At 66.5% G+C, this 16,471-nt stretch carries 17 protein-coding genes and 1 pseudogene; 2 read left to right on the top strand and 16 right to left on the bottom strand.

The window, feature by feature from the left end:
- Positions 1 to 85 precede the first annotated feature (85 nt).
- On the top strand, positions 86 to 607 hold the full coding sequence (locus EDE12_RS00300) for a thiol-disulfide isomerase (RefSeq protein ID WP_245267217.1): 522 nt from the start codon (positions 86 to 88) through the stop codon (positions 605 to 607).
- Positions 608 to 613: 6 nt separating this feature from the next.
- Here the strand turns inward: EDE12_RS00300 and EDE12_RS00295 are convergent.
- The 5 genes and pseudogenes from EDE12_RS00295 to EDE12_RS00275 all read right to left on the bottom strand — a co-directional run bounded on the left by EDE12_RS00295 (position 614) and on the right by EDE12_RS00275 (position 3,207).
- Positions 614 to 1,149: pseudogene (locus tag EDE12_RS00295) on the bottom strand (GrpB family protein).
- A 10-nt stretch (positions 1,150 to 1,159) separates the two neighbouring features.
- Complete coding sequence (locus EDE12_RS00290) at positions 1,160 to 1,738, bottom strand: cob(I)yrinic acid a,c-diamide adenosyltransferase (RefSeq protein WP_024878562.1); 579 nt, start codon at positions 1,736 to 1,738, stop codon at positions 1,160 to 1,162.
- Positions 1,739 to 1,755: 17 nt separating this feature from the next.
- The gene (locus EDE12_RS00285; protein ID WP_018266862.1) at positions 1,756 to 1,947 is read right to left on the bottom strand and encodes a twin transmembrane helix small protein; all 192 of its coding nucleotides are present in this window, start codon (positions 1,945 to 1,947) and stop codon (positions 1,756 to 1,758) included.
- A 146-nt stretch (positions 1,948 to 2,093) separates the two neighbouring features.
- A complete protein-coding gene (locus EDE12_RS00280; protein WP_024878564.1) occupies positions 2,094 to 2,573 on the bottom strand; it encodes a cupin domain-containing protein in 480 nt (159 codons plus the stop codon).
- A gap of 136 nt (positions 2,574 to 2,709) precedes the next feature.
- Complete coding sequence (locus EDE12_RS00275; RefSeq protein WP_134187957.1) at positions 2,710 to 3,207, bottom strand: hypothetical protein; 498 nt, start codon at positions 3,205 to 3,207, stop codon at positions 2,710 to 2,712.
- A gap of 185 nt (positions 3,208 to 3,392) precedes the next feature.
- Between EDE12_RS00275 and EDE12_RS00270 the strand changes: the two genes are divergently transcribed.
- Positions 3,393 to 3,983: a TetR/AcrR family transcriptional regulator gene (locus tag EDE12_RS00270; protein ID WP_024878567.1), complete on the top strand. Its 591-nt coding sequence runs from the start codon at positions 3,393 to 3,395 to the stop codon at positions 3,981 to 3,983.
- Positions 3,984 to 4,069: 86 nt separating this feature from the next.
- On the opposite strand, the gene EDE12_RS00265 is transcribed toward EDE12_RS00270, so the two are convergent.
- The 11 genes from EDE12_RS00265 to EDE12_RS00215 form a co-directional block, all read right to left on the bottom strand.
- Positions 4,070 to 6,541 carry a TIGR02302 family protein gene (locus EDE12_RS00265; protein ID WP_026600062.1) on the bottom strand — a complete coding sequence of 824 codons (2,472 nt, stop codon included), beginning with the start codon at positions 6,539 to 6,541 and terminating at the stop codon, positions 4,070 to 4,072.
- Between the two features lie 114 nt (positions 6,542 to 6,655).
- Positions 6,656 to 7,798 (bottom strand): hypothetical protein, encoded by a 1,143-nt coding sequence (locus EDE12_RS00260; protein WP_026600063.1) that lies wholly within the window; start codon positions 7,796 to 7,798, stop codon positions 6,656 to 6,658.
- Complete coding sequence (ccoS, locus tag EDE12_RS00255) at positions 7,795 to 7,953, bottom strand: cbb3-type cytochrome oxidase assembly protein CcoS (RefSeq protein WP_024878570.1); 159 nt, start codon at positions 7,951 to 7,953, stop codon at positions 7,795 to 7,797. The genes EDE12_RS00260 and ccoS overlap by 4 nt, the downstream gene beginning before the upstream one ends.
- The gene (locus EDE12_RS00250; RefSeq protein ID WP_051592629.1) at positions 7,950 to 10,193 is read right to left on the bottom strand and encodes a heavy metal translocating P-type ATPase; all 2,244 of its coding nucleotides are present in this window, start codon (positions 10,191 to 10,193) and stop codon (positions 7,950 to 7,952) included. The genes ccoS and EDE12_RS00250 overlap by 4 nt, the downstream gene beginning before the upstream one ends.
- Before the next feature lie 7 nt (positions 10,194 to 10,200).
- Positions 10,201 to 10,707 carry a FixH family protein gene (locus EDE12_RS00245; RefSeq protein ID WP_024878572.1) on the bottom strand — a complete coding sequence of 169 codons (507 nt, stop codon included), beginning with the start codon at positions 10,705 to 10,707 and terminating at the stop codon, positions 10,201 to 10,203.
- Between the two features lie 10 nt (positions 10,708 to 10,717).
- Positions 10,718 to 12,166, bottom strand: a complete 1,449-nt coding sequence (gene ccoG / locus EDE12_RS00240) for a cytochrome c oxidase accessory protein CcoG (RefSeq protein ID WP_024878573.1) — start codon at positions 12,164 to 12,166, stop codon at positions 10,718 to 10,720.
- Between the two features lie 11 nt (positions 12,167 to 12,177).
- Positions 12,178 to 13,065 (bottom strand): cytochrome-c oxidase, cbb3-type subunit III, encoded by an 888-nt coding sequence (gene ccoP, locus EDE12_RS00235; RefSeq protein WP_026600065.1) that lies wholly within the window; start codon positions 13,063 to 13,065, stop codon positions 12,178 to 12,180.
- A 4-nt stretch (positions 13,066 to 13,069) separates the two neighbouring features.
- Positions 13,070 to 13,222: a cbb3-type cytochrome c oxidase subunit 3 gene (locus tag EDE12_RS00230; protein ID WP_026600066.1), complete on the bottom strand. Its 153-nt coding sequence runs from the start codon at positions 13,220 to 13,222 to the stop codon at positions 13,070 to 13,072.
- A 3-nt stretch (positions 13,223 to 13,225) separates the two neighbouring features.
- Positions 13,226 to 13,984 (bottom strand): cytochrome-c oxidase, cbb3-type subunit II, encoded by a 759-nt coding sequence (ccoO, locus tag EDE12_RS00225; protein ID WP_026600067.1) that lies wholly within the window; start codon positions 13,982 to 13,984, stop codon positions 13,226 to 13,228.
- A gap of 12 nt (positions 13,985 to 13,996) precedes the next feature.
- Complete coding sequence (ccoN, locus tag EDE12_RS00220) at positions 13,997 to 15,601, bottom strand: cytochrome-c oxidase, cbb3-type subunit I (protein ID WP_134188005.1); 1,605 nt, start codon at positions 15,599 to 15,601, stop codon at positions 13,997 to 13,999.
- A 394-nt stretch (positions 15,602 to 15,995) separates the two neighbouring features.
- On the bottom strand, positions 15,996 to 16,466 hold the full coding sequence (locus EDE12_RS00215; protein WP_036291354.1) for an SH3 domain-containing protein: 471 nt from the start codon (positions 16,464 to 16,466) through the stop codon (positions 15,996 to 15,998).
- Between the last annotated feature and the right edge of the window lie 5 nt (positions 16,467 to 16,471).

Raw genomic sequence — 16,471 nt, 5'->3', positions numbered from 1 at the left:
TTTTCCGCCCGCCGGGCGCCGCTCGCCTCCACGCCGGATTTCCGCTAAGGGTAATAAGGAGGGGCGCGAGAAGGAGACGTGGAAGATGCGGCCGACGATGAGAAATGCGCTATTGGCCGCGGCCGGCGTCGCCGCCTGCGCCCTGGCGCAATTCGCATGGCCGCAGGCCGCGCAGGCGCAGGAGACGCGCGCCCAGGAGGTCGCGCCTTACGCGCGCGGCTCTTTCGAGGCCATCCGCAAGGCTCACGTCGGCCGTCCGCTCATCGTGCATTTCTGGTCTGTGACCTGCGTCATCTGCGTTTCGGAGCTCGCCGAATGGGGCAAGCTCGCCCGCGAGACGCCGGGTGTCGATTTCGTCTTCGTCAACGCCGATCCCGAGAGCGACCGGCGCCGCGCCTTGGCCCGCATGGAGAAGGCGGGGCTGAAGCAGGCCGTCAATTTCGCTTTCGCCGATCGTTTTGTCGAGCGGCTCTATTTCGAGGCCGATCGCCATTGGGAGGGCGAGCTGCCCTTCACCGCCTTCGTCGCCCCCAGTGGCGCGCTGGTGACGGAGATCGGCGCGCTGACCGATCTGAAGCTCGCGAGCTGGATCGACGGCAAGCGCTGAGGCGCCTCACTCCGCGAGCGGCTCGGTCCGTTCGCGCCGATTCCTCTCGCGCCATGCGAGCGCTTCGCTTTCCATCGCCTTCACAAAGGCGGCCTTCTCATCGGTATAATCGTGCGAATTGTCCGGGTGCAGCGCGCGGGCGCGGCGCTTCTCCCGCTCATAGGCGCGCGCCGCCTCTGGATGCGCGCGCAAATAATCGCGAAAGGCGAGGTGGCGCGCCACTCCCGGCGAATTCGCCGCGAAGAAATGCACATTGGCGAGGCGCCCACCGGCGGCGTCCGAGCAGGTGCAGAAGCGCCGACCTTCTATTCCGTAGTCGCCGTGCCATTCATAGCCGAGCGCCTCCACCTCGCTCCGCCGCGCATCGAGCTCGGCGAGATCGCTCACCACTTGGCTGTGAGGCCCGGCACGGAGGTCGAGCCGATATGATGAATGGCCTCGACCAGCGGGCCGAGAGTCTTCAGCCGCTCCGCATGCGCGGCGGCGAGCTGAGGCCAGCGCGGATCATAAGCGCTGAGAACGACTGGGAGCGGCGCGGGCATGGCGGTCGTCTCAGCGCGTCGCGCCCGGCGTCCACAGCACGTCGCCCCTGTCCTTGTTCGCATAGCGCGCGGCGACGAAGAGGAAATCCGAGAGGCGATTGACATAGCGCAGCGCCGTGGCGCCGACGGCCTCCTCCGGGGCGTTGGCGAGCGCCACCATTATGCGCTCGGCGCGGCGGCTCACCGTGCGGGCGAGATGGAGATGCGCGGCCGCCGCCGTTCCGCCCGGCAGCACGAAGGATTTGAGCGGCGCGAGGGTCGCGTTCAGCTCGTCGATCTCGCGCTCCAGCCGATCGACCTGCGATTGCACGATCGCGAGGCTGTTCTCCGACGCCGCCTCACCCGGCTTCAGCGGCGTCGCCAGCTCCGCGCCGAGGTCGAAGAGATCGCTCTGTATGCGCTCCAGCATGGCGTCGAGCGCGGCGTCCTCGCCCGTGGCGAGCCGCGCGAGGCCGATGGCCGCATTGGTCTCGTCCACCGCGCCATAGGCTTCGACGCGCAGATCGTCCTTGCGGCGACGCTCGCCGCCGACCAGGGAAGTGGCGCCGGCGTCCCCGCCGCGCGTGTAGATCTTGTCGAGGCGGACCATGTTAGGCGGCTCTTGCTCTAGTGACGAAAGGCGAGGATCGCCAGGATCAGCAGCAGAGCGCAAAATTGCAAGCCCACGCGCCAGCGCATGAGCTTTTGCGAGAGATTGCCGTCGCCGCCGCGCAGCACATTGCCGAGGCCGAGCAGCACGACAATGGCGACGACGGCGACCGCGCCCATGACGGCGATGTTGGACCAGCTGGACATCATGGGGGCCGCTCCTCCCAGAGGCGCTCGCTCTGTTACGGTTCAATGACTAATGGAGCGGGGGGCGATGGGCAAGCGGGGAGCGCGAGGCGGGGCGCGCCGGGGGATTTCGGCTCGGTGTCGGTCCGTTCCCGCTTCGATCTCGCATGTCACGGAATGATGAGAAAGGGCTGGCCCTTTTTGACCGTGTAGGCGATCAGATATTTCAGTGGTGAAGAGGCGTCTGGATTTCGGAAAATCATGTGCGGAACCTCGGCCTTGTCCTGATAGCTCTCCCCTGCCGCAAACCTCCTCGGCTCCTCGCCCGCGTACTGCGATTCCGCTACGCCCTCCAGTATGTAGTTGTGGGCGACCGAGGGATGGTGGTGAGCGGGTAATCCCACGCCCGCAGGATAGCTGGTGAGGACCAAGCGAAACTCTTCCCCCGCGCTGTTTTCATAGCGTTCGAGAGTCGTGCGGCTGATCCCGTCCGAAGAGACGATCGTATCGCTGAGCGTTTTCATTTGCGCGCTCAGCGGCTTGGTGGAAAACGCAAAGGCGGCGCCCAGCATCCCTCCTAGGAACAAGCGTCTCTTGATGTCCGCCTCGATTTTCGTGATCGCGATCTCGGATGCGTGCGAAAGCCTCATTTCGACTTCTCACCTCTGATGCGAACGGGGACATTCGACTTTTTGCGCGCGTGGAGCGCATGGAGTCGATCAGTTCGCTGCAACAGAACCCGCCGGGCCGCAAAGCGTCGCCCGGCGGCGCTTTTTTTGAAACGCCCTATTTGCAGATCTCGCCGGCATAGCGGACGAGGCCGACCAAATTTTCTGGATCACGCAAGTCGACGAGCCCGTAACTGTTGAACTGCCCTTTGTAGCCCTTCAACGTCCCACGGGTCACATTTTCCTGAATGTGGTAGGAAATCTCGATCATGAACCGACCGGGTTTTCCCGGCACGGCGGTAAGAACTGCCAGATCCTTGGTCTGAAAGGCGCCGCCGTCGTCTCGACCGAAATAATGCTCCATATCCATTTCGAGACCGGTCGGGGTTTGTCGTTGCGCGATGATCTTTCCAGCCGCCGTGTTCACGCTCCCGGTCAGCGCGGCGGAAATGATCATCGAATTGTCTCCTTCTGCAAAAAAATTCGGTATCGCTACGCCGCCGATCGTCATGCAGGCTTGGTTTCCTGCCTGGGCTTTTCCTGCCTGGGCTCCTGACGCGGCGGTCAGCGCGATCACAGCCGCGACGGCCGATCGGAATCGGATTTTCTCGAGCATGAGATTTTTCTCCTGATTGGTGCGGCTGGAACGCCGTGGCCATTCCGCAAATGGCGATCGGCGGTCGGGGCATTGCGCCCCGGCTGCTCTATAAATATAACGATCGGTATATCAGACATAGGATAACGATCGCTATCTTGTCAACGAGAAATATAGCGATCGTGATAAAAAGCCATCGAGGGCGGATGTCTACGAAGAAGGAGCAGACCCGCGAGCGCATGCGCGATGCGGCGAGTCGGAGCTTCCGCAGCCATGGGTACGCGGGGGTCGGCGTCGACGCCATCGCCAAGGCGGCGGGCGTCACGTCGGGAGCCTTTTACGCCCATTTCGGCTCGAAGGACGGCGCATTTCGCGATGCGCTGGAACAGGGACTCGACGAGGTGATCGGAGCCATTCCGCAGTATCAGAGCGAGCACGGCGCCGACTGGGTGCGAGCCTTCGCCGATTATTATCTCGGCAAGGCCCATCGTGACGATCTCGCATGCGGCTGCGCGATGACGACCCTTTCGCCCGAGGTCGCGCGATCGGGACCGGACGTCAAAGCCCTTTTCGAAACGAAAATGAAAAAGATCGCAGGCCTCGTCGCCGACGGCTTGCCGGGCGGAGACGAGGAGCAGCGACTCTCTCGCGCCTGGTCGATGCTCGGCATTTTGATCGGCGGATTGACGCTGGTGCGTTCTATGAAGAGCAATCGGCTGGCGGAGCAAATCGCCAAGTCGATACGCAGAGGCGCCGTTGACGCCGCCGCCTCGCTCCGTGCGGGGGAGGACGACTGAACGGGCGTTCGCGCTCAGTTCGACTGGATCGTGTACGACTCGTCGTGTGCGTCAGCGGCGTGACGGCCCACCACAGCGCACCCCCCTCACCGCCGCAACAACCTCTCGAAATAATCCAGCTCCTCGGCCGGGCGCTCCGGCTGGCCGAGACGGCGGCGCAGTTCCTCCTGCACGCGGCGGGCGCGCACGGCCGGCGGCAGGCCGAGCGGATCGTAATGGGCGCCGGCCTCCTGGCCGCGTTGGCGGCCGGTCGGGCGGCCGAGCGGATCGGCGCCCTCGCCGGGGCGCATTCCGGCGCGGCGGCCCGTGCGGCCGTTCTGGCCCTCGCCTTCTTCCCCCTCGCCCTGCATGCGGGAGGCGAGCTGGTCGGCCCCGCGGCGCAGCGCCTGCAGCGCGCGGCCCTGGGCGTCCACGGCGCGGCCGGTTCCCTCGCCGCCGGGGCCGAGCGCCTTCTCGGCCTCCTTCATCGCCTTGTCGGCGTCGGAGAGATCGGGCGAGGCCTCGCCGGCGCGGCGCAGCCGGTCCTGCTCATGCTCCAAGCGGTCGCGCAACGCCTTCTGCCGTCCGCGCGCATCGTCGGAGGAAGAGGATTGGCCCTTGCCGCCGCGTCGCGGGTCGCCGCCGGACTGCTGGCCGCCCGATTGCTGGCCGCGATTGGTCTCGTCGCGCAATTGCTGCTCCTCGCGCGTCAGCTTGTCGAGCTCGTCCAGCGCGCGCGACATTTCCCGCGCGCGAGGGTCGGAGCGGCCGGCCTGCGCGGGGCGAAGATTTTCCAGCACATCCTGCAGATCGTCGAGCAGGCGTTGCGCCTCGGCGAGATCGCCGGAGCGCTCGGCCTTCTCGATCTCGCTCAGCATGGAATTGAGATCGTCCGGCGTCAGCACGCGCTGATCGCCCTGCTGCGGCGCGGAGCGCTCCGCGTTCTTGCCGTTCTTCTGGCCGAGGCCGTTCAGGAATTTTTCCATCGCCGCGCGCAGATCCTGCGTAAGCTTGGCAATCTCCTCCTCGCTCGCGCCGCGCTCCAGCGCCTCGCGCAGCTCCTTTTGCGCCGCGCGCAGATCGCGCTCGGCCTGCGCGACGTCGCCTTCCTCGAGCGAGAGCGCCATGGCCCAGAGCAGATCGGCGACCTCGCGCAGATCGGCGTCGTCGCGCGCCGCTTGCAGCCGCGCCTTGGCGGCGCTCAGCCCCAGGAAGATCGAGGAGGGGGTCTCGAACAGCGCCGAGCCCAGCGACAGAGCGTCCACCGCCGTCAGCACGCGGGCGGAATGGTCGGGGTCGAGCGCCAGATTGCGGCGCTGCTCGGCGAGCGCGCGGGCCAGCGGCTTGGCGAAACGGCGCTCCGGCAGAGTGACGTCCAGCGGCGCGGAGAAGCCGTCATTGCCGCCCTCGTCATGGGCGACCAGCGTCAGCGCCACGCGCGCGCCGGCCCAGGGGTGGTCGGAGAAGTCGAGCGTCGCCTTGGCCTCGCCGAGGCCGCCGCGGGTCGGCGGCACGGGCAGGGCGAGGCGCGGCGGCGGATAGAGCGAGCGGCTCGGCCGCGCCGAGGCGGGCAGAGCGGCGACCGCCTCGCCGGCGATGACGCCATAATCATCATCGGTACGAAAGCCGAGCGTCATGGTGCCGCGCGCATTATTGCGCGGCGGCTGCGTGATCTCGATCGTCGGCGCGCGATCCGGGATCGCCTGAATGCGGAACTCCCCGGCGCCGCGCAGCGCCAGAGCGGCGTCGCCGGCGAGCTTGAAGCGTTCCTCGGCCTCGCCGCTCGCCTGCTTCTGCTTGCCGCCCTCGATCGGCGCGAGCCCGCCGCTCGTCGTCGCGGCGCCGCGCGCGCCGAGGCTGCGCAGCACCAGCGTCGAATTCACGGGCGCCGAGATCTGCGCCCAAGGCCCTTCGGCGCGCTGCGGCACCACGATCGGCGGCCGGCCCGTATAGGCCGGCGGCTCGAACCAGGCGTCGACCCTCGCCCCCGTCGCGGAAGCGGGGCCGCTCTCCCAATCGAAGGCGGAGAGAAGCCGCGTCTCGCGATCCGGCCCGGCGACAAAGGCCGCGGCCACGGCGGCGACCAGCGCGGCCGCGCGCAGAGCGAAAGGATCGCGCTGCGGCAGGCCGGGGTCCGGCGGCGTCACCTCTATCGCCGCGAGCTTGCGCTCGAGCCGGCCGCGATGCAGCGCCCAGAGCGTGCGCGTCGTCTGATCGTCGGCGCCGCCGGCGAGCGTGTCCTCGAGCGAGGCGGCGGGCCGATGCTCCGCGCCGGGCGAGGCGTCGAGACGCGCCAGAGCCTCGCGCCGCCGCGGCGTTCCGGCGACGAGGCCGCGCCCGAGGATCCACAAAGCCGCCAGCGCAAAAGCGCCGACGCCGAGCGCCCGCGCGCTCGCGCCGATTTCGAGCCAGAGGCCAGCGAAGGTGACCGCAAGGAAAATGAGAAGCAGCGTGGCCAGCCCAGCGGCGACGCGCGCCAGCCGCTCGAGCGCCAGCGCCGCCAGCGAGCGCCGCACCAGAGCCTCCAGCGTGGGCGAAGCCTCGCTGCGGCCGCTCTCTTTTTTGCGCCAGAAGCTCATAATTCTCGTCCTCGCCGGGCAATTTAGCGCGCGAGCGCCGGCCGCGCAGGCCCGTCCCGGAGGGGAGTCTACGCCGAATTCAGCAATTTGCGAAAAGCATGCGGCGAAATCGGGTCAAAGGGCCAGCGCGCCCGCAGCCGCCGCGCCGAGCAGGCAGAGGTCATGCAGCGCCAGCGCAGCCGGCGGGACCGGCCCTTTCTCATGCAACAGCCGCAGCGCGCCGATATTGGCGAGCGACCAGCCGGCGCCGATCGCCGCCATTCCCCCCGCCAGAAGCGTGGGCGAGGCGGAAAAGCGCAGCAGCGCGAAAGCTCCCGCCAGAGCGATGAGCCCGACGCAAAGCGTCTTCAGCGCGGGAAAGAACGTCGGCCAGCGCGCCGCCAGCGCGGCGGGGCCATACATTGCGAGCAGATGCCAAGCCATCGCTGCGCCGACGAAGCTCTGCGCCGCCCCGCAGAGGGCGAGCGACAATGGTCCGCGCAGCATGGCCGCCGCCATGATCGCCCAAGCCGCCGCGCCGGCGAGCGTCAGCAGCGCAAATCGGACTTTGACCGAATCGCGATCGTGAGCTGTAGCGTATTCCTCTCCTTCATCCTGAGGAGGTCTCGTAGAGACCGTCTCGAAGGACGAAGGAGAGGAAGGCGCGTCAGCGAAACCATGCGGCGCGCGCACCGCCAGAGCGAGCGCGAAAATCTGCAGCAGCGATGCGCAGAGCAAGGTCGCCGCTCCGCCTCCCGCGAGCTCTGCGCAAAAAACCACGAGCGGCGCCATCAGCGCGGCGAGCGCGCCCCCCGCCAGCACGCTTACTCCGCCCTGAGCGGAGGCCGCTATATGGCGATAGAAGAGGCCGAAGCCCTGCGCCAGCCCGAGCCACAGCGCGCCGAGGCACAGCGCCGGGAAATGTCCGCGCGTCATGCCGAAGGCGGCGAGCAGCCCGCCGCCGACGCCGAGGCTCGCCCCAAGCGCGAAGGCGCCGCGTCGTCCGAAGCCGTCGACGAGCAGCGCCGCCGGAAAGGAGGCGAGCGCCGCGCCGATGAGCATCAGCGCCAGCGGCCAGCCGATCTCCTCCGCGCGCGGCGCGATGAGCAGCGCCGCTTGCGGCAGTTGCGAGAGCGCCAAAGCCTGCGCCAGCACGCCGAGCCCGAAGCCGAGCGCGAGCCGCAGCGTCGATGGCGCATCGTCGGTCTCGCCCATGCGTGGGCATAGGCAGAGCGTCTCGCTCGGCCGCGCGAGCAGCGGATCGAATTGGAGGCTCATGCTCGCGCATCCTCCACATCATCGTCGGCGAGCGCACGTGCGGCGGCGCCTTCGAGATCCTCATATTGACCCGCATTCAGCGACCAGACGAAAGCCGCGAGACCGAGCGCGCCGAGCAGCAGAGCGAGCGGAACGAGAAAGAGAAGGACATTCATGCGGGCGACTCCTTCTCTACGGCTATGTGATGCATGTGGTCCTTGCGCGCCAGGGCTCCCGGCTCGTCGGAGCGACGGCGGCCGGCGCGCAGCGCATTGAGCGTGACGATGAGCGAGGAGCTCGACATTGCGATGGCGGCGATGAGCGGCGTCAGCAGTCCCGCTATTGCGAGCGGCGCGGCGATCATGTTGTAGAGAAGCGAGAGCGCGAGATTCTGGCGCATCAGCGCGCGCGCCCGTCGCGCCGCATCGATCGTCGTCACAATAGGCGCGAGGCCTTCGCCGAGGAAGACGGCGTCGGCCGCCGCTTGCGCGATTTCCGCAGCGTCGATCGGCGACAGCGACACATGCGCGGCGGCCAGCGCCGGCGCGTCATTGATCCCGTCGCCGATCATCAGCACTTTGCGCCCCTGCGCGCGCAGCGCCTCGAGACGCGCCACCTTATCGGCCGGCTTCATCGCGCCGCGCCACTCCGCGACGCCGAGCGCGCGCGCCGCAGCCTCCACCGGCTCCACGCGATCGCCAGACAGAATGATGACGCGCAAGCCGCGATCCGCGAGCGCTTCGATGGTCTCGCGCGCGTCGTAACGCAAGCTCTGCCGCACGATGAGCGCCGCGGTGCGCTCGCCATGGCGGAAGGCGATGACGGATGCGTCCCCGCGCGCCGCCAGCGCTGCGCAGTCGCGCTCGACACCGCAAAAGCGCGCGTCGCCGAGACTCGCCTCGACGCCGTCGACCATGGCCACGACGCCGGCGCCTTGCTCCTCGCGCGCGCCCTCGATCGCCGCGGCATATGGATATTCGCATGCGACTGCGCGAGCGAGCGGATGACGGCTCGAATGAGCGAGCCGCGCGGCGAGCTCGAGCAAGGTCGGCTCGATCTCCTGCGCATTGACGATGCGCGGCTCCGGCGTCGTCAGCGTGCCGGTCTTGTCGAAGACGACAGTGTCGATCTCGGCGAGACGCTCCAGCGCATCGTCGGAATTGAGCAGCACGCCAGCGCGAAACAGCGCGCCGCTCGCCGCGACTTGCACGGCGGGCACGGCGAGCGCCAGCGCGCAAGGGCAGGTGACGATCAGCATGGCGATGGCCGTCACCAGCGCATCATGCAGCGATGCGCCGGCCGCGAGCCATGAGAGCAGCGCGCTGAGCGCGGCGAGATGAACGAGAGGCGCATAGAGGCGCGAGACCCGATCGGCGAGGCGCAGGTAACGCGAGCGCGCCGCCGTCGCCTTCTCCACCAGGCGTTCGATCTCGTCGATGAGCGAATCGCCGGCCGCGGCCTGCACGCGCATCGTCAGCGCGCCGTCGAAATTCAGCGCGCCGGCATAGACCGTATCGCCTGCAGAAACGCAGCGGCGGCGCGTCTCGCCGGTGACGAGGCTCTCATCGAGGCTCGCCTCGCCGGAAAGGATGACGCCATCTGCGGGAATGCGCTCGCCCGGCCGCGTCAGCACGCGATCGCCCGGCGCCAGCGCGGCGAGCGGAACGTAATTTTGCGCGCCATCGGCGGCGATGCGACAAGCGGCGGGCGCGCGCAGAGCGGCGAGATTGGCGGCGACGGCGCGCGTCTTGCGGCGCATGGCGCAATCGAGATAACGCGCCAGCAGCAGAAAGGCGAGCAGCATGGTCGCCGAATCGAAATAGGCGTGCGGCGCGTGGGTGAGCGTCTCATAGACCGACATTGCGAGCGACAGCAGCACGCCGAGCGAGATCGGCACGTCTATGTTGAGCCGCCGCGCGCGCAGCGCGGCGAAGGCGCTGGCAAAGAAGGGCTGGCCGGCGAAAGCCGTGGCGGGCAGAGCGATCAGCGCGGAGACGCCATGGAAGAAGTCGCGCGTCGCTTCGTCCATATCGCCGCCGAGCCAGACGGCCTCGGACAGCATCATCACATTCACCGTCGCGAAGCCGGCGACGGCGAGACAGCGCAGCAGGCGCCGCGCGATCTCGCGCTCCGCGCTCTCGCCGCTCTCGCGCTCGAACGGCCGGGCGCGATAGCCCATGCGTCGCAGCCTTTCCGACACGGCGGCGAAGTCGAATGTCGGCGCCGTCCATTCCAGCGAGAGGCGGCGATCGGCGTAATTCACGCGCGCCGCGACGAGATCGGGAACGGCCTTCAGCGCCGCTTCGATCTCGAAAATGCAGGCGGCGCAGGTCATGCCGTCCAGCGCCAGCTCCACGCGTAGCGCGCCATTGCGGTCGCGCGTCGCGAGAGCGGAGAAATCGACGTCCATGGTCATGGGGCGCTCAATCGATGCGAATGCGGCTCTTGGAGCGGAACATTTCATGGCCGTCGCGCGTCGCGACCAGCACGAGATCGCGGAAGCCGGATTCGATGACGATCGGCGCCTCATAGCGGCCCGGCGCGATCTCCGCGAGATCGACGGCGACATCCTTGCGGCCATCGACCGGCGCGCGGATTTCCGCCATGAGCTTCAGCCCCGACAGGCCGCCATTTTCGTCGCGCAGCGTAACCGAGACGAGATTCTCCCAGGCGCCGCGGCGCAAAATCGTCGCCTCGACTTTCCAGTCGCGCGCGCTCTGCTCGCGGGCGCCGGCGATGTCGAGATTATAGGCGAGGCCCCTCTCATAGGCGCGGCTCACCTCCTCGCCGCGGAAGGTGGAGATGGCGGCGTAGATCATCACGCCATCGACCGTGGCGATGACGCCGAAAAACAGAACGAGCAGCGAAAGAACCTGCCAACCGCCGAGGCGACGCTGCGGCGCCGCGCGCATCAGATTTGTGTGCGACATGGCTTTTTCCTCATGGAGTCACGAATACGTCTCTCATAGTGACGGATGCGTCGCTCTCCAGCTCTTTGGAGGTGAAGAGGATCGGCGTCTGTCCCTTGGCTCTGCGCGCGCCGCGCCATGTGACGAGCACGCGCGTCTCGCGCGTCTGATCGGCGCCGACGCCGACGATCATTCGGCCTTCGGCGTCGGGCTCGACGCCGACGATCTCCACCTCGGCGCCCTCGACGCCGCTGGTCTCCAGCAGAAAGCGACGCGGCTCGGCGCTCATATTGGCGAAGCGAATCGTATAGGCGTTGCGAATGCTGCCGTCGGCCAGCGTGACGGCGAGCGGATTGCGATCATGCAGCACGGAGAGGCGCGCATCCTCGCGCGTCGCCAGCTTTGCGGACATGAGCCCGGCGATCGCCACGATGAGCGCCGCGTAGATGATGGTGCGCGCGCGCAATGGCTTGTAGACGGGTGCCTCGCCCTTGCGACGGCGCTCGCAATTCATCTGCGTGTCATAGGCGATGAGCCGCGCCGAGCGGCCGATCTTCGCCATCACGGCGTCGCAGGCGTCTATGCACAGGCCGCATTGCACGCAGCCGAGCGAGGCGCCTTTGCGAATGTCGACGCCTGTCGGGCAGACGGCGACGCATTGGCCGCAATCGACGCAATCGCCGGCCGGCGCGCCGGCGAGGCGAAGCGCGCTCGCCTGCTTCAGCGACATGCGCGGCTCGCCGCGATCATAGCGATAGGTGACATTCAGCGCATATTCGTCGGTGAGCGCGGCCTGTATGCGCGGCCAGGGGCACATATAGAGGCACACCTGCTCGCGCATATGGCCGGCGAGCATATAGGTGGTGAAGGTGAGTATGCCGATCCAAATATAGGCTTCCGAGATTCCCGGCTGGAAGGTCGCGAGCGCATAGACGAGCGTCGGCGCGTCGGCGAAATAGAGCACCCAGGCGCCGCCCGTCCACCAGGCGATGAGAAGCCATAGCGCATGCTTGGCGATCTTCTCGCGCCAAATCTTCGCCGTGCGTGGGCCGGCGTCCTTGCGGGCGCGCTCGCGCGCATCGCCCTCTATCCAACGCTCGGCGGAAAGATAGAGATCGGTCCACACAGTCTGCGGGCAGAGATAGCCGCACCATATGCGCCCGGCGAGCGCGTTCATCAGAAAGAGGGTGAGCGCGGCGAGGATCAAGAGGCCGGTGAGATAATAGACCTCCTGCGGCCAGATCTCGATGAAGAAGAAATAGAAGCGTCGATGCAGAAAATCGACGAGCACCGCTTGCGACGGGGCGTCGGGGCCACGATCCCAGCGCACGAAAGGCAGCAGATAATAGACCGAGAGAGTGAATGCCAGCAGCCACCATTTGATGCGGCGGAACTCGCCTTCGACCTCTTTCGGATAGATCGTCTTGCGTGGCGCATAGAGCGAGCCGCTCTTCGCCTTGCCCATATCGGCGCTCGTCATTTTCCTCTCCCTCACTCGCCGCCGCCGAGCGTATGCACATAGATGGTGAGCGCCTTGATCGTCGGCTCGTCGAGGCGATCCTTCCACGCCGGCATCACGCCGCCGCCGCCATTGGCGATGCGGCTCGAGATCGTCTCCTTGTCGGAGCCGAACAGCCACAGAGCGTCGGTGAGATTGGGCGCGCCCATGTCATGATTGCCCTTGCCGTCGACGCCATGACAGACGGAGCAATTATCGTCGAATAGCTTGGCGCCTTGCGCAGTCGCTATGCCGCCGGGAAGCTTCGCCATCGCGCGCACTTGATCGGCGACGATGGAAATCTGCTTCGCGTCGAGCATTCCATCGCGGCCGAAGGCGGGCATGGTCTCGCTGCGCGTCTCCTTATCGGCGTCCCAGCGCACGCCATGCTCAATGGTGCGGCGAATATCGGCGAGCTTGCCGCCCCACAGCCAATCATCGTCATTGAGATTGGGATAGCCCTTCGCGCCTTGCGCGCCGGCGCCATGGCAGCCGGCGCAATTATTGGCGAAAGCGGCGGCGCCCAATGCGCGCACGGCGCTGAGCAATTGCGGCCGCGCCTCTATCTCCTCCAGCGGCGCGTTGGCGAGGCGCTCCAGCACCGGGCCGCGAATCTCGCTCAGCTGCTCCATGTCGCGCGCGACCGATGCGCGCGAATGCCAGCCGATGAGGCCCTGCGTGCCGCCAGAAAGAGTCGGCAGCGCCGGATAGGCGAGAAAATAGCCGATCGACCACAGGATGGTCGCATAGAAGGTGATGACCCACCAGCGCGGCAGCGGCGTGTCGAGCTCCTCTATGCCGTCCCACTCATGGCCGGTCGTCCTGGTCTTGGAATGCGGATCGATGCGGGCCGCGTCGCTGTGAGCTTGTCGCGTCGACATGTCTTCAGTCCTCTCGCAATGGCGTCTCGGCGGCGCGTCGGAATTTTTCGCGATTGGAGGGCCATAGCGCATAGGCCAGGATTCCGGCGAACAATGCGACGAAGAAGAAAAGGCCCGAGCTCGCTGAGAGCTCTCGCCACGATTCGTAAGTGGTCATGGCTCACCTCACATTCACTGCGGCTTTGTCGTCATAGAGCTTGAAATTCACCGAGACGCCGAGATGCTGCAGATAGGCGATGAGCGCATCCTCCTCGGTGACGCCATTCCTGCCGGTCTGGTCATTGACGACGACATTGGGATAGCGGCGGCGCAGCGCTTCGGCGCCCGGATCGTCGGGCGCGCTCTGCGCCGAAAGATCGGCCTTGGCGTTGTCGATTTGCGCATCCGAATAAGGCACGCCGACGAGACGCAGCGTTTTCATCTGCTCGACGATATGCTCGGCGTCGAGCGGCGTCTGCGCGAGGAAGGGATAGCCCGGCATGATCGACGCCGGCACGACGGAGCGCGGATCGCGCAAATGGTCGCGCTGCCAATCATTGGAGTAGCGTCCGCCGACGCGCGCGAGATCCGGCCCGTTGCGCTTGGAGCCCCATTGGAACGGATGGTCATACATGCTCTCGGCGGCGAGCGAGTAATGACCGTAGCGCTCCACCTCGTCGCGCAAGGGACGGATCATCTGCGAATGGCAGGTGTAGCAGCCTTCGCGCACATAGATGTTGTAGCCGGAAAGCTCGAGCGGCGAATAGGGCCGCACGCCCTCCACTTTCTCGATCGTGTTGTGCAGATAGAAGAGCGGCACGATCTCGATGATTCCGCCGATCGAGACCAGCAGCAGGATCGCCAGCAGAAGCAGGATCGAATTGGTCTCGAGCCGCTTCTGCAGGCCGCCCGTCGGCGCGTTGCGCGCAATGTCGGACATGTCTCTCTCCTCTTATTGCGCGGGGGCGGGAAGGGGCGAGAATTCTGTGGCGCTCGCCGCCGCGGGCGCGCGCAGCGTCTTGTAGATATTGTAGACCATGATGAGCGCGCCGATGAGGAAGAGGCCGCCGCCCGCCGCGCGGATCACATATTCGGGATGCAGCGCCTCGGTGGTCTCGATGAAGGAATATTCCAAGAATCCCTGCGGCGTGTAGGCGCGCCACATCAGCCCTTGCATTATGCCGGCGACCCACATCGCCGATATGTAGAAGACGATGCCGATGGTCGCGATCCAGAAGTGCCAGTCGACGAGCTTCAGCGAATAGAGCTTGCGGCCGAAAACCCAGGGGATGAGGCAATAGAGCGCGCCGAAGGAGACGAAGCCGACCCAGCCGAGGCTGCCCGAATGCACATGGCCTATGCCCCAATCGGTGTAATGCGAGAGCGCATTCACCGCCTTCACCGACATCAGCGGCCCTTCGAAAGTGGACATTCCGTAGAAGGCCACGGAGACGACGAGCATGCGCAGCACGGGGTCCGTGCGCAGCCGGTCCCATGCGCCGGAGAGAGTCATGAGGCCGTTGATCATGCCGCCCCAGGAGGGCATCCACAGCATGATGGAGAAGGTCATGCCGAGCGTCTGCGCCCAATCGGGCAGCGCCGTATAGTGCAGATGATGCGGGCCGGCCCAGATGTAGAGGAAGATCAGCGCCCAGAAATGCACGATGGACAGGCGATAGGAATAGATCGGCCGCTCGGCGCGCTTGGGCACGAAATAATACATTATGCCGAGAAAGCCCGCGGTGAGGAAGAAGCCGACGGCGTTATGGCCATACCACCATTGGATCATCGCATCCTGCACGCCGGCCCAGACGATCACCGATCTCGGCGAGAAGACGGAGATCGGAATCTCGGTGTTGTTGCCGAGCACGAGAACCGCGACCGTCACGATGAAGGCGAGGAAGAACCAATTGGCGACATAGATGTGCGGCTCCTCGCGCTTGGCCAAAGTGGCGAGGAAGACGATGAGGTAGACGACCCAGACCACGACGAGCCAGAGGATCGCATACCATTCCGGCTCGGCGTATTCGTGCCCGCGCGTGACGCCGAGCAGATAGCCGGTGCCGGCGATGAGGATGAAGAAATTATAGCCGAGGACGACGAACCAAGGCGCGAGATCTCCGGCGAGCCGCGTGCGGCAGGTGCGCTGCACGACATAGAAGGAGGTGGCGAGCAGCACATTGCCGCCGAAGGCGAAGATCACCGCCGAAGTGTGCAAGGGCCGCAGGCGCCCGAAGTTGATCCAGGGCAGATCGAGATTGAAGGCCGGAAAGGCGAGCTCCAGCGCGATATAGAGTCCGACGGCGAAGCCGGCGACGCCCCAGAACAATGCGGCCAGTGCGCAAAAGCGGATCGGCCCGTAATTGTAATTGGGCCGTCCGTCGATGAAGGGCGCGGGCGCCTCCGCGTCGCGCAGCTCGTAGCGCTTCAGCAGTGCGAAGACGGCGACGATGGAGCCGAGCGCGAATAGAGCGGCGTGGAACGCATAGGCCGGCGTATGCGCGCGCGAGGCGACGAAGCCGGCGAACGCCGCGAAGGCGATGAAGAGAAGCGTCATCGCCGCTTCTGAAAAGGTGACGGATTTTGCGGGAGCGTCATTCGGCGCCATGGGCGGGATCCTCGCGGACTGGCGGGAAGGCGCGGGGCGCTTCGCGTGTCGCGCGCCCTGCCTTTCGTCTTTGATCACGCGTAAGAGTCTATCGCTCGCGCGGCGATGCGATTTGATATCGATCAAGAAAAGCGGCGTGCGTCCCGCGCTGCGCACAAATGTCACAGGCGAATGAAAATCGTGCGTTATTTTCCCTGGAATTCTGGGACTTTCACGCATGCGCTTCGCAGCGCGCAAACGTCAAAAAACGAGACGCGCGCTTATTTGTCGCAATGCGCGGCGCCTGCGCGCGCGTCGATACGCGCTGCGCGCAGCGGCGTTTTCGCGTCGCAATTCGCGGATGTCAGAACCAGCCGAAGCCCGGCCGCCAGATGGCGTTGCGATACCAAGGCACATAGCCGCCGGGAAATCCGTAGCGCCATTGCACGGCGTTGGCTCCCTCATAGGCCCAAGGGCCGGTGTACCAGGGACCGGCGGAGTCGTAAGGATCAAAGAGTGGCGGAATGTCGCGCCGCCACACATAGGCGCCGAGCGGCGGCAGGATGGGCGTCTCCACCGGCCGCGCGGCGATCGGCACGAGCGCCGGCTGCGCGACATAGCCGGCGGACCCTGCGTAAGTGACGCGGCACCAATCGGCGCGGCAGGAGGCGACCTCGAGCACCGCGTCCGGGGGAATGGCGAGAAGAGCGGCGAAGCTCAGGCCCGGGCCGGAGCGTAGGTTGACGAGCTCGCCGACCTTGGCGGGCTTTCCCTGCGTCTGCGACGAAAAGAGAAGAAAAGGCGCGCAGAGGCAGGAAAGGAAGAAGGAGCGCATGGAGC

The sequence above is a fragment of the Methylosinus sp. sav-2 genome (assembly GCF_004366495.1).
Lineage (GTDB): Bacteria > Pseudomonadota > Alphaproteobacteria > Rhizobiales > Beijerinckiaceae > Methylosinus.
This window is presented reverse-complemented; position numbering and strand designations above follow the sequence as displayed.

Excerpts from the sequence above, each read along its gene's own strand:
- EDE12_RS00300 (WP_245267217.1), top strand. The coding sequence starts at position 86 with ATGCGGCCGACGATGAGAAATGCGCTATTGGCCGCGGCCGGCGTCGCC.
- EDE12_RS00290 (WP_024878562.1), bottom strand. The coding sequence starts at position 1,738 with ATGGTCCGCCTCGACAAGATCTACACGCGCGGCGGGGACGCCGGCGCC.
- EDE12_RS00285 (WP_018266862.1), bottom strand. The coding sequence starts at position 1,947 with ATGATGTCCAGCTGGTCCAACATCGCCGTCATGGGCGCGGTCGCCGTC.
- EDE12_RS00280 (WP_024878564.1), bottom strand. The coding sequence starts at position 2,573 with ATGAGGCTTTCGCACGCATCCGAGATCGCGATCACGAAAATCGAGGCG.
- EDE12_RS00275 (WP_134187957.1), bottom strand. The coding sequence starts at position 3,207 with ATGCTCGAGAAAATCCGATTCCGATCGGCCGTCGCGGCTGTGATCGCG.
- EDE12_RS00270 (WP_024878567.1), top strand. The coding sequence starts at position 3,393 with ATGTCTACGAAGAAGGAGCAGACCCGCGAGCGCATGCGCGATGCGGCG.
- EDE12_RS00265 (WP_026600062.1), bottom strand. The coding sequence starts at position 6,541 with ATGAGCTTCTGGCGCAAAAAAGAGAGCGGCCGCAGCGAGGCTTCGCCC.
- EDE12_RS00260 (WP_026600063.1), bottom strand. The coding sequence starts at position 7,798 with ATGAGCCTCCAATTCGATCCGCTGCTCGCGCGGCCGAGCGAGACGCTC.
- ccoS (WP_024878570.1), bottom strand. The coding sequence starts at position 7,953 with ATGAATGTCCTTCTCTTTCTCGTTCCGCTCGCTCTGCTGCTCGGCGCG.
- EDE12_RS00250 (WP_051592629.1), bottom strand. The coding sequence starts at position 10,193 with ATGACCATGGACGTCGATTTCTCCGCTCTCGCGACGCGCGACCGCAAT.
- EDE12_RS00245 (WP_024878572.1), bottom strand. The coding sequence starts at position 10,707 with ATGTCGCACACAAATCTGATGCGCGCGGCGCCGCAGCGTCGCCTCGGC.
- ccoG (WP_024878573.1), bottom strand. The coding sequence starts at position 12,166 with ATGACGAGCGCCGATATGGGCAAGGCGAAGAGCGGCTCGCTCTATGCG.
- ccoP (WP_026600065.1), bottom strand. The coding sequence starts at position 13,065 with ATGTCGACGCGACAAGCTCACAGCGACGCGGCCCGCATCGATCCGCAT.
- EDE12_RS00230 (WP_026600066.1), bottom strand. The coding sequence starts at position 13,222 with ATGACCACTTACGAATCGTGGCGAGAGCTCTCAGCGAGCTCGGGCCTT.
- ccoO (WP_026600067.1), bottom strand. The coding sequence starts at position 13,984 with ATGTCCGACATTGCGCGCAACGCGCCGACGGGCGGCCTGCAGAAGCGG.
- ccoN (WP_134188005.1), bottom strand. The coding sequence starts at position 15,601 with ATGACGCTTCTCTTCATCGCCTTCGCGGCGTTCGCCGGCTTCGTCGCC.
- EDE12_RS00215 (WP_036291354.1), bottom strand. The coding sequence starts at position 16,466 with ATGCGCTCCTTCTTCCTTTCCTGCCTCTGCGCGCCTTTTCTTCTCTTT.